The following is a 12,116-nucleotide window of genomic DNA, read 5'->3' on the forward strand; positions in this document are numbered from 1 at the left end:
CAGCCGAATTCAGCAAGAGCAACTTCTCGCCAATTAACAAAATCGTTGGCGTAATTGTTGGTGGTAGCGTTTGGCACTCAGTTGGTGTTGTTTTGGGTGGAAGTAGTCTCGTATCGGTTCAAAAGCAGAAAGAAAGCGTTGAGCAGGCTCTAGCGATTTGAGTCGCCGCATTCGCCGTTCTCGCGTTCGAGTTGGTTAATGCGAATTCTCAGCTCGATTATTCAATCCCTTGTGCTGTCAATGTTCGACATCTTTGAGTACTTGTTTGTTTGCCGCTAGTAGAGCCAGACACAGTAGCTGATGATTTCGCCGCTTAATCGCTAACGGGAGTACATGGACAAGCAGTCGCGAACCGAGTGGAACCAGTACGATTATTCTACATTGCGGTTAAGTTGACAATACTCGATCGGGTATTACTTCATCTACAACAAATAGCGAGAAGGTTGGCGCTCAAGCAGTCCGTAGCCGTTCAATATCCCGCATCGGTGGCGCACCAAATAGGCGTGAATATTCGCGGCTGAACTGTGAGGAACTTTCATACCCAACCCGATAGGCAGCATACGCCGCATCAGCGTTTTCGGCAAGCATCAGGCGACGTGCTTCTAAAAGTCTCAACTGCTTTTGATACTGAAGCGGACTCATCGAAGTCACTTGCTTGAAATGCTGATGAAACGACGAAGTAGACATACTGACCCGCCTCGCTAAATTCTCGATCCGCACCTGTTGGGTAAACTCAGCCTCGATCAGTTTAATGGCTGATGCAATTCGCTGCATATTACTGCCGGATGTGGCAATTTGGCGCACCGCTTCACCTTGTTCGCCGATCAGCAGACGGTAATAAAGTTCGCGAATCATTAGTGGTGCCAGCATAGGGATATGCTGCGGCGTATCTAAAAGCTTGACCAGGCGAAGGGCACACTCGATCGCCTCAACATCGACGTTGCTGACCGATATGCCTCGAACAGAGTTCTCTTTTTTACCCACACTAGAACTCATTTGGGCAACCAGATCGCACAGATGCATCGGGTCTAAGTTTAGTTTCAGTCCTAAATACGGCTGGTCGGGTGTCGCTTGGACTACAAAACTACTCAGTGGTAGCTCGACCGAAACGACTAGATATTGTCCTGCGCCATATTGATACCTCTGTTCACCCAGCAACACTTCTTTTTGTCCTTGCACGACAATCGCGAGGATCGGCTGATACACGCCATGAAGTACGGTAGATACAGCATCCGATCGCGTCAAGTCCAATTGTGCGATCGCAGTTGGTTGGATAATGTTGCCGTTGGCTTCGGTGTGCCGCATCACTAGTGTGGCGAGTTCTTGGCATCGGTCGGCAATTACGTCAGAATTAGAGATTTCGATCGTCATAAAGACTCGCTCAGCCTTACTCTTAACGATTATAGAACCTCTTCAAGCAACTATTTTGGAGAATTAGGCAATCATCAAATAGGTTTAGGCATTTGAAAAGCCCAATCCAGTTCGTAGGATGAAGACATCTCAATTGTAACTGTAGAAGATAAGGCAATGACGCAAGACGTAGCAAAAATCGCTTTAGTCACGGGATCGAGTCGAGGGTTGGGCAAAAATACCGCTTTAGCACTGGCAAAAAAAGGAGTTGATGCGATCGTCACGTATCGCAACAGTGAGGTGGAAGCGAAATCCGTCGTCTCGCAAATCGAAGCGATGGGCGGTAAAGCTGTGGCGCTGCACCTCGATACAGGCAACATCAAGACGTTTGATGCGTTTGTGGCGCAAGTCAAGCAGTCCCTCCAGAACGTTTGGCAAACCGAGCAGTTTGATTTTCTGGTCAATAATGCTGGAATTGGTATCCATGCAACTTTTGCAGAGACGACTGAAGACGAGTTCGATCGCTTGTTCAATACTCATGTGAAAGGGGTTTTCTTCCTCACCCAAAAACTACTTCCTTTCATTAAAGACGGAGGACGTATTGTTAATCTTTCGTCTGGTCTTGCCCGTTTTACCTATCCAGGCTATGCCGCTTATGCCAGCGCCAAAGGAGCGATCGAGGTTCTGACTCGGTATCTAGCAAAGGAATTGGGACACAGGCAAATTGCGGTGAATACAGTCGCACCAGGTGCGATCGCCACTGATTTTTCGGGTGGTGCAGTGCGTGACAATTCAGACATTAATAGTTTCATCGCATCGCAAACGGCTTTAGGTCGCGTGGGCGAGCCGGATGATATTGGCGGTGCAATTGCAGCGTTACTGTCTGAAGAAAATCGCTGGGTAAATGCACAGAGAATCGAAGTTTCTGGTGGTCAATCTCTCTAACTCAAATCAACTTCAATCGCGAGAAAAGTCATGTTAAATGTAGAAAACAAAATCATTGCGATTACTGGAGCCAGTAGTGGCATCGGAGAAGCTACCGCAAAGTTACTTGCCCAAAACGGTGCGAAGGTCGTGCTAGGGGCAAGGCGAACTCAAAAGCTGGAAAAGATTGTCAAGCAGATTCGCGCCTGGGGGGGTACAGCCGAATTTAAAGCTCTCGATGTCACCAACCGCGAGGATGTAAAAGCCTTCATTGGGTTTGCTAAGGATAAGTTCGGTCGCGTCGATGTCATTTTCAACAATGCAGGTGTGATGCCACTGTCCCCGTTGAATAGCTTGAAAGTCGAGGACTGGGATACCACAATCGACGTGAACATTCGTGGTGTATTGAACGGCATTGCGGCAGGTTTGCCAATTATGAAGGCACAAGGCAATGGACATTTTATTAATACAGCGTCTATCGGCGCACATTTGGTAGTGCCTACTGCCGCAGTGTATTGCGCCACTAAATATGCAGTATGGGCGATTTCCGAAGGACTGCGACAGGAATCGCAGCATATCCGCGTCACCACCATCTCTCCTGGTGTGGTAGAAACTGAACTTGGTGCAGAAATTACAGATGATGTGGCAAAAGACCTAATGAAGGAAATCCGTAAAACCGCACTGACTCCAGAGGCGATCGCATCTGCTGTTTTGTATGCGGTGTCCCAACCGGACAATGTTGATGTTAACGAAGTGATTGTCCGACTAACGAAGAGCGCATTCTAGGCAACACTCACAGTTTGTAACGAAGTCTTACAAAAACTGACATTCTGCTGAAAAGAAAGAAATTACTCCAGAAGTAACATACATCAGTAATTAATCTAGAGCGGATCGACCTCGTGAACTGTTTCAGTAAGCAAGATTTACAGCTTCATCATATCGCAATGCTACTTTTAGGTGAGTTACAGTCAAACGGCGTTATGGGGCGATTATATGTCGAATCGTTAACTCAAGCCTTAGTCATTCATCTGCTGCGACACTATTCTACGATCGCGCCACCCATTACATCACAAAACAGAAGCTTAACTCGTAACCAATTGCAGCAAGCGATCGATTATATTCACACTCACCTTGACCGAGATTTATCACTGGTTGAAATCGCCAAAGTCATCAATATTAGCCCCACTTATTTTGCTAGTTTGTTCAAACGCGCTACAGGGATTTCTCCGCATCAATATGTGATTAAACAGCGAGTGGAACGGGCGAAAATGCTGCTGTCAAAAACGGATTTGGAGATCGCCAACATTGCCTTACAAGTGGGTTTCTCTAGTCAAAGCCATTTGAATCAACAGTTTAAGCGATTCACTGGAATGACACCAAAGCAGGTTCGCCCTTCACCATAAAAGTTTGATAAATCGTCGTAAGAACCTGCAAAAAGTTGAGCTTTGGAAGCTATTACACTTTAGGCAAATAAAGCAAGGAGCAATTTTACCCAATTGTTTTATTTTTTGGAATTTGGCAAACGACATAAACGATATGCTTTATGATACAACTGATGACACTCATCGGGAGATTGTATGATTGCCCTACCTGGAGTTGCCATCCATAGCAAAATCTATGAGAGTGCGGCATCTGTTGTGTATCGAGGCATCAGAGAGCAAGACGAGTGCGCGATTGCGCGAAGCGCACTGCCAGAGGCAATCGTCGTCAAAATGCTTAAGCAAGAATATCCTTCTCCCCAGGAATTAACCCGCTACAGACAGGAATATGAAATTACCCGCTCCCTCAACTTAGAAGGCGTGGTGAAGGCATTCAGCCAGCAAGACTATCAACGCACGATCGCGATTCTCTTAGAAGATTTTGGAGGAGAATCTATCGAAAGGTGGATGCGGCAGCGTCCAGAAGAATTCTGTCCCATGCCCTTAGCCAATTTCTTTCGATTAGCCATTGACATTACAGATATTTTGGGCAGGATTCATCACGCTAAGATCGTACACAAAGATATTAATCCTGGCAACATCGTTTTCAATCCAGATACGGGCGTAGTTAAAATCATTGATTTCGGTATTGCCACCCGATTTAAACGCACAAATCCCAACTTCAAAAGTCCTCATGTATTAGAAGGTACGCTTGCCTACATCTCTCCTGAGCAAACGGGGCGGATGAATCGTTGGCTCGATTATCGCACCGATTTCTACTCGCTTGGTGTGACATTCTACGAACTGCTTACCGGACAGCTACCTTTCCCGACAACAGACATCTTGGAGCTAGTCCATTGCCATATTGCCAAATCACCCGTTCCGCCTCACGAACTGAATGCAGCGATCCCCAAACCAGTTTCAGACATCATCATGAAATTGATGGCGAAAAATGCCCAAGATCGCTATGGGAGTGCCTGGGGAATTAAGGCGGATTTAGAAACCTGCGATCGCCAATTTGCTCAAAGCGGTCAAATTGACTGTATCCAATTGGGTCTTCAAGATATTTCCGAGCAGTTTTGTATTCCCCAAAAACTGTATGGACGAGAAGAGAAGATTAAAGCATTATTAGCAGCGTTTGACAGAGTAGCCGTCAGAGGGAATGAAGAAAATACTCAACAATTCAACGTCGAAATGATGCTGGTTTCTGGTTACGCGGGAGTTGGCAAATCAGCATTGGTGCAGGAACTCTATAAACCCATCACGGCAAAGCACGGCTATTTTATCTGGGGTAAGTTCGACCAATTTGGGCGCAATATTCCCTACAGTGCGATCGCCCATGCTTTGCAAAAATTGGTGCAGCAACTACTAGGCGAACCTGACGAACAGTTGCAACAGTGGAGAACTCGCCTGCTGGCAGCGTTGGGAAGCAACGCACAGATCGTTATTGATGCGATCCCAGAATTAGAATTGATTGTGGGCAAGCAGCCACCCGTACCTTCTGTTGAAGCAACCCAAGCTCAAAATCGCTTCAATCTAACGTTTCAAAAGTTTGTGCGGGTGTTTTGTTCAAAAGAACATCCCCTAGTCATCTTCTTAGACGATTTGCAGTGGATCGACTCCGCAACGCTGAAGTTAATCGAGCTATTATTACTCGACAAGCAAACCCAATATCTGTTTTTGATTGGAGCATATCGGGATAATGAAGTAACTCCAACGCATCCATTAGTATTGATGCTAGAGAAATTCAGAAAACAAGGGGCAGTGCTTCAGGAAATTACCTTAGCACCCTTAACGCCCGAACCGTTGAGTCAATTGATCGCCGAGACGCTACATTGCAATATTGACACTGTGCGTTCTCTAGCCCAATTAGTGTTACGTAAAACCGAGGGCAACCCTTTCTTTATTAGTGAATTTTTGCGAATGCTGTATAGCGAAAACCTGTTAACCTTTGATGCGAAACAGTTAAGCTGGCAGTGGGATATTGCTCAAATTCAAGCCCAAAATATTACCGATAATGTGGTGGAGTTGCTGCTGCTCCAGTTGAAGAAATTGCCGGAAGAAACACGACAAATTCTTCGCTTAGCCGCTTGTATTGGCGCTGAATTCGACTTAGGAACTTTAGCGATCGCTTGTAAAAAATCGCCTAAAGCGATTTCCCAGGATTTACTAGCAGCAATACATGCTGGATTAATTCAAACCATATCTGAATTGGACGAAGACTTATTAGTTCAAGAGTATAAGTTTTCGCACGATCGCGTACAGCAAGCTGCTTATGCTTTAATTGACGAATCTCAAAAACAAGTCGTGCATCTCCAAATCGGTCGCAATTTACTAGAAAAAACTTCACCAGAGCAACTAACAAACAGGCTGTTTGAAATTGTCGATCATCTCAATCATGGGGTTGAGTTTGTTGCCAACGAAGCCAAACGAACTGAAATTGCCAGATTGAATTTAATGGCAGGTAAAAAAGCCAAAGCCTCAGCAGCCTATGAACCTGCCCTAAATTACCTCGAAATTGGCATGGGATTATTAGAGTCTTCTAGTTGGCAAACGCAGTATCAATTAACCTTAGCCATATATGAAACAGCAGCAGAAACAGCTTATCTTTTAGGCAATTTCGAGCAGATGGAAAGATTGGTTCAAATTGTGCTGGAACATTCCAAAACCGTCTTGGATCGAGTCAAAATAACAGAAGTAAAGATCGTGGCTTTACTTGCTCAAACTAAGCTAAAGCAAGCATTGGAGATCGGAATGCCCATGCTACGGCAGTTGAAACTGAAATTGCCCGAACAACCAACCATTTTTCATGTACTGATGGGATTGCTGAAAATTAAATTGGTTTTGGTGGGAAAACAAATTTCAGACTTAGCTAGTTTGCCTCAAATGACCCAGCCTGACAAAATAGCTGCTCTATCTATTTTAGAGAGCATAGGAACCTCTGCGTACTATACCGATCCTCAACTCTTCCCATTAATTTCGTTCGAGCAAGTTATTTTATCTGTCAAATACGGCAATAGTCCCGTGTCTATTTCTGCTTATGCTGGCTATGGAATCATTCTGTGCGGGGTGTTTGGAGATATTGAATCTGGCTACGAATTAGGGCAATTAGCGTTGCGACTGCTAGAGCAACTCAGTGCCAAAGAATTCACCGCTAAAATACTATTGACGGTTAATGCCTTAATTAGTCATTGGAAAGTACCTGTAAGAGAAACATTATCGCCCCTGTTGCAAGCATACAAGAGCGGGCTGGAAACTGGAGATTTAGAGTTTGCGGCGACGGCTGCTCATGTCTATTGCTATCATTCATACTTTATTGGTCAGGAATTGTCAGAACTAGAGTCTGAAATGGCGATTTATGAGGAAACGCTCGGACAGTTGAAACAAGAGCAAACTTTGCTTTTGTTTCAATCGTTTCATCAAGCCGTCCTTAATTTATTAGATCGAGCAGAACACCCTTGTGATTTGATCGGAAGTGTTTATAACGAGCAGATATTGTTGCCCAGCCTCATCCAAAGGGGCGATCGCACTTCAATTGTTGGGCTGTACTTAAATAAGTTAATACTCTGTTATTTATTTGGGCAGTACCCCGAAGCAGTATTTAATGCCTCGAAAGCACAGACTTATCTAGACGGTATCGTTGCAACCTTTGCCTCAACCTGCTTTTATTTTTATGATTCTCTGGCAGGGCTTGCTCTATATTCTCATAGTCCTCGATCGCAACAAAAGCGATGTCTGAGCCAAGTCAACAAAAATCAGAAAAAGATAAAAAAATGGGCGCATCATTCTCCAGTAAATCTTTGGCACAAATATTATTTAGTAGAAGCAGAAATATATCGAGTTTTAGGCAAAAATCTTGAAGCAATGGATTGCTACGATCGCGCTATTGCCCTCGCCAAAGAACACGAATATCTTAACGAAGCGGCTCTAGCTTACGAACTTGCAGCTAAATTTTATGGCGATCGCGCTCAAGAATTAAGTGCTAAAGCTTATATGCAGGAAGCTCATTATTACTATCAATTATGGGGCGCAACCGCTAAAGTTAAAGACTTAGAGACTCGCTATCCGCAATTTTTCTCTCAGTCGTCTAGGGTAAATACTACATCAATCCCCACTACTTCTGGAACCTCGTCTAACACCTCCCCCATCACTTTCGATTTAGCGGCGGTGATGAAAGCATCCCAGACAATTTCTCGTGAAATTGAACTAGAGCAGTTGCTCCGTTCCTTAATGCAGGTTTTAATTCAAAATGCTGGCGCACAAACCGGATATCTGATTTTGGAAAACGCAGAAGAATGGGCGATCGAGGCTTCTTTTGAACTGGATGATGGTAAAACTGTGTGTGCTACAAAAGTGCTACAATCGATCCCAATCGCAAATCGCTTACCTGAATCAATTATTAATTATGTTATCCGCACTCATGAATCTGTCATCTTAAATGATGCGACTCATGAAGGGAATTTTATCCACGAACCATACATTCAACAGCACCAAAGCAAATCGATTTGCTGTTTGCCATTGCTCAATCAAGCGAAGCTAGTTGGTGTGTTGTATTTAGAAAATCAATTAGCAGTTGGAGCATTTACATTAGAACGATCGCAGGTCTTGAATCTATTATCAACCCAGGCAGCGATCGCGATCGAAAATGCCAGACTCTACGCCAAGCTGCGGAAGAGCGAAAGCAAGTTGACTCAGTTTCTCGAAGCGGTTCCAGTGGGAATTGCGATCGTGGATGCAGCGGGTCGCCCTTACTATGCCAATCAATGTGGCAATCAACTCATCGGTAAAGCAACCGATCCTTCCCTAGCACCAGAGCAAATTACAGCAGCTTATCAATTTTATGTAGCGGGAACCGAGCAAATCTATCCGACAGAAAGATTGCCAAATGTTCGAGCGTTGAAGGGCGAACGCAGTTGGCATGACGACATGGAAATTCGCCAAACCAATGCCATAATTCCAGTTGAGGCGTGGGGAACGCCAGTTTATGACGAACAGGGTAATATCGTTTATGCGATCGTCGCCTTTCAAGACATTACCGAGCGCAGACAAGCAGAGAAACTGCTAGCCAATTACAACCGCACTTTAGAGCAACAGGTTGCCCAACGAACAGCAGCGTTACGGGAAAGCGAAGCCGCACTGCGCGATGTCTACGACGAGCTTCGCTCACGAGAACAGGAATTACGCCTGATCACCGATGCTCTACCTGTCCTGATTAGCTACATCGATATAAATCAGCGCTATCAGTTTGTGAACCGAGGGTATGAAGTTTGGTTTAACTGTAGTCGAGATGAAATTCTGGGCAAGTCTATCCGCGAACTCATAGGTGAGGCGGCTTATCAGATTGCCCAACCGCATATTAATCGAGCGCTGTCAGGGCAAATTACCACCTATGAGGCAGAAATTCCCTACTCATTTGGCAAAAAATATATCAGTGCTACCTTTATCCCCGATTTTGCCTCCGATGGTCAAGTCAAAGGGAAGTATGGTCTGATTACAGACATTAGCGATCGCAAACGTGCAGAAGACGCATTACGACAAAGTGAAGCAAATTATCGTAACTTAGTACAGACAGCAAACTCTATCATTATTCGCTTTGATACGCAAGGACGAATTCGATTCTTGAATGATTACGGACTGAGATTTTTTGGCTATGAGGAACATCAGATTTTAGGGCATACCCTGTTAGAAACGATCCGTCCAGAAAGTGAAACTTCTGGACGCAATCTCGAACAATTCATCCACGAATTATTTCACAATCCTGTATCTTGCCTGCAAACCGAGAAGGAAAACCTGTGCCGAGACGGTAGACGAGTTTGGGTTGCCTGGTCAAATCAAGCAATCTTGGATGAACAGGGACAGGTAGTGGAAATTTTATCCGTTGGCAATGACATTACCCAGCGCAAACAAGCCGAGGCAGCCCTACAGCGCAGTGAAGCCAAGTTCCGCAATATTTTTGAAAACTCACAGGTAGGTATCTTCCGCGCCCGCCTCTCGGATGGATTAATTCTCGATGCTAATCAACGCTTTGCGAATCTGTTTGGCTTCGATTCACCGAAAGAGGTGATTGGGCTTCTACATGGTGCAGACTGTTATGTAAATCCCAGCGATCGCTCCTCAGCGATCGAATTACTTAACCGCGATGGTAAACTGCAAAACTTTGAAGTGCAGTTGCGAAGACGAGATGGAACATTGTTTTGGGCACTTTACTCTGCTCGTCCGAATGTTGCCGATCGATGCATGGAAGGTGTGATAGCAGATATTAGCGATCGCAAACAAGTAGAAGAAGCTCTACAAGCGTCAGAAACAGAGCTACGGACTTTAATTGCGGCAATTCCCGATCCATTATCTGTACTAACTGCTGAAGGGCGAATCCTCGAAGCGATCGCGGTGGAACCGCATCTGCAATGTCAACCCGTCGAGGAGATGATTGGCAAAACCCTGCATCAACTCGGCAAGGAACAAGCCGATGAATGGCTAGGTTATATTCAGCAGGCGCTGAGAACCCAACAAATCCTCACAGTCGAGTACAGGATGTTGCTGAATGGACGAGAAACCTGGTTTTCGTCTCGAATTGCACCGATTCGGCACGATCGGGTGATTTGGCTGTCGCGAGACATTACGGCGCTTAAGCAAGCAGAAACAGCCTCAATTTTGGAAGAACGCAACCGCATGGCACGCGAAATTCACGACACACTAGCTCAAGCATTTACAGGCATTCTGATCCAGATAGGTGCGGCAACTCAAGTGCTAGCAGACGATCCAGAAGCCACCCAGGCGCATTTAGACACGATCGAGGAATTAGCACGCACCGGACTGACTGAGGCACGGCGATCGGTAACAGCACTGCGTCCCCAGTTGTTAGAGTCGGGCGATTTATCGACTGCCCTCGCTCGTCTAGTCACCCAGATGAGAGCTGCGACCGATACTGCTCTAATTTACCAAATTCAGGGCATCACCTATCCTTTACCCGCCGAGGTGGAAAATAACTTACTGCGGATCGGACAAGAAGCATTGACAAACGCCATTAAATATGCAAGCGCGAGCGAAATTAGGATTGAATTGGTCTATGACGACGCACAGTGCTGCTTGCGAGTCAAAGACGATGGACAGGGCTTTGGAGTCGGTAGCGTTCCACACATCGGCGGATTTGGCTTGTTGGGCATGAGCGAACGGGCAGAGCGCATCGGAGCGCAATTGCGGATTGAAAGCCAACCTGGGCAAGGGACAGAAATTGTTGTCGTTGTCAATTGCAAGTGAGGATCGTCATGAGCCAATCCGCTACGATTCGAGTTTTGATTGCTGACGATCATTCCATTGTCAGGCAAGGATTGGCAACCATCATTAACCGCGATCCAGAAATGACGGTAATTGCTCAAGCAGAAGATGGGCAGCAGGCGATCGCGCTGTTTCGCCAATACCAACCAGATGTGACGTTGATGGATTTGCGAATGCCGCAAATGGGAGGGGTGGAAGCCATTAGTGCTATCTGTGCTGAAATTAAACCTGCACGGATTATCGTGCTAACAACCTACGATGGTGATGAAGATATCTATAGTGCATTACACTCAGGCGCTCAAGGCTATTTGCTGAAGGATGCTAAACCCAACGAGCTGCTTCAGGCGATTCGTATAGTAGCTCGCGGTCAGCAGTACATTCCGCCAGAAGTCGGGGCAAAACTGGTGCAGCGTTTGAGCAATCCAGAACTGAGCGATCGCGAGCTAGAGGTACTTGGTTTGATGGCGCAAGGGATGAGCAATTTAGACATTGCCAATGCCTTAGTTATTGGTGAAAGTACGGTCAAATCCCACGTGAATCGAATTTTAAGTAAGTTGGGGGTGAGCGATCGCACCTCTGCCGTGATTGTTGCCGTTAAACGCGGGATTGTCAGTTTGTAAGCTGCGTTGTAGTCTAGTTGGACACCAAATTCCAACTTTAGTTGGAGCGATTCTACCATTTGAAGATGGACTGCTTTACCGATCGCTTTATCATGCAAAAGTTTCAACTCCTAGTGGACGACAAGTTAGAGGCAATTGCATATATTTAATTTAGGCATTTAGGCAAACAGAGACCGCAATAAGGTTGCAGGATTTGAGTTTGCTTTAGAAAGATCGCATCAAAGATGAGCTACGACGACCATAACCACAATTTCTTATTTGTTCCTTTTTCTACCCAAGATCGCATACAAGGTGTGTTGAGTGCTGCTGTGATGCTAGTGATGTATGGAGACTACCAATGTTCTGAGAGTGCAAACGTTTATCGACTGATTAAAGCAATTGGGCGAGAGCTGAATAGTTCTCTTGAGAATAATTTGTGCTTTGTTTTCCGTCATTTTCCCCAGGTACAAATTCATCCTCACGCTCAACACGCGGCGGAAGCGGTGGAAGCGGCAGCTGCCCAAGGTCAGTTTTGGCAGATGCATGAGAT

General features: G+C 45.5%; 6 protein-coding genes and 2 pseudogenes. 6 read left to right on the forward strand and 2 right to left on the reverse strand.

Annotated features, from left to right (window positions below):
* Positions 1–33: 33 nt before the first annotated feature.
* Together H6G17_RS34915 and H6G17_RS28155 are read right to left on the reverse strand one after the other, a co-directional pair.
* Positions 34–249 (reverse strand): annotated as a pseudogene (locus H6G17_RS34915) (DDE-type integrase/transposase/recombinase); the annotation flags it as partial.
* Between the two features lie 201 nt (positions 250–450).
* The gene (locus H6G17_RS28155) at positions 451–1,371 is read right to left on the reverse strand and encodes an AraC family transcriptional regulator (protein ID WP_192161862.1); all 921 of its coding nucleotides are present in this window, start codon (positions 1,369–1,371) and stop codon (positions 451–453) included.
* Positions 1,372–1,527: 156 nt separating this feature from the next.
* On the opposite strand from H6G17_RS28155, the gene H6G17_RS28160 reads away from it, so the two are divergent.
* From H6G17_RS28160 to H6G17_RS28185, 6 genes and pseudogenes are all read left to right on the forward strand, one after another.
* Positions 1,528–2,295 carry an SDR family oxidoreductase gene (locus H6G17_RS28160; protein WP_192161863.1) on the forward strand — a complete coding sequence of 256 codons (768 nt, stop codon included), beginning with the start codon at positions 1,528–1,530 and terminating at the stop codon, positions 2,293–2,295.
* 30 nt (positions 2,296–2,325) lie between these two features.
* Positions 2,326–3,060 carry an SDR family oxidoreductase gene (locus H6G17_RS28165; RefSeq protein WP_192161864.1) on the forward strand — a complete coding sequence of 245 codons (735 nt, stop codon included), beginning with the start codon at positions 2,326–2,328 and terminating at the stop codon, positions 3,058–3,060.
* Positions 3,061–3,173: 113 nt separating this feature from the next.
* Positions 3,174–3,677, forward strand: a complete 504-nt coding sequence (locus tag H6G17_RS28170; protein WP_199317063.1) for an AraC family transcriptional regulator — start codon at positions 3,174–3,176, stop codon at positions 3,675–3,677.
* 174 nt (positions 3,678–3,851) lie between these two features.
* The gene (locus tag H6G17_RS28175) at positions 3,852–10,949 is read left to right on the forward strand and encodes a PAS domain S-box protein (RefSeq protein WP_192161865.1); all 7,098 of its coding nucleotides are present in this window, start codon (positions 3,852–3,854) and stop codon (positions 10,947–10,949) included.
* 8 nt (positions 10,950–10,957) lie between these two features.
* Positions 10,958–11,587: a response regulator transcription factor gene (locus H6G17_RS28180; protein WP_192161866.1), complete on the forward strand. Its 630-nt coding sequence runs from the start codon at positions 10,958–10,960 to the stop codon at positions 11,585–11,587.
* 224 nt (positions 11,588–11,811) lie between these two features.
* Positions 11,812–12,116 (forward strand): annotated as a pseudogene (locus H6G17_RS28185) (thioredoxin domain-containing protein); the annotation flags it as partial.

Source organism: Chroococcidiopsis sp. [FACHB-1243] (assembly GCF_014696895.1).
Classification (GTDB): domain Bacteria; phylum Cyanobacteriota; class Cyanobacteriia; order Cyanobacteriales; family Chroococcidiopsidaceae; genus Chroococcidiopsis.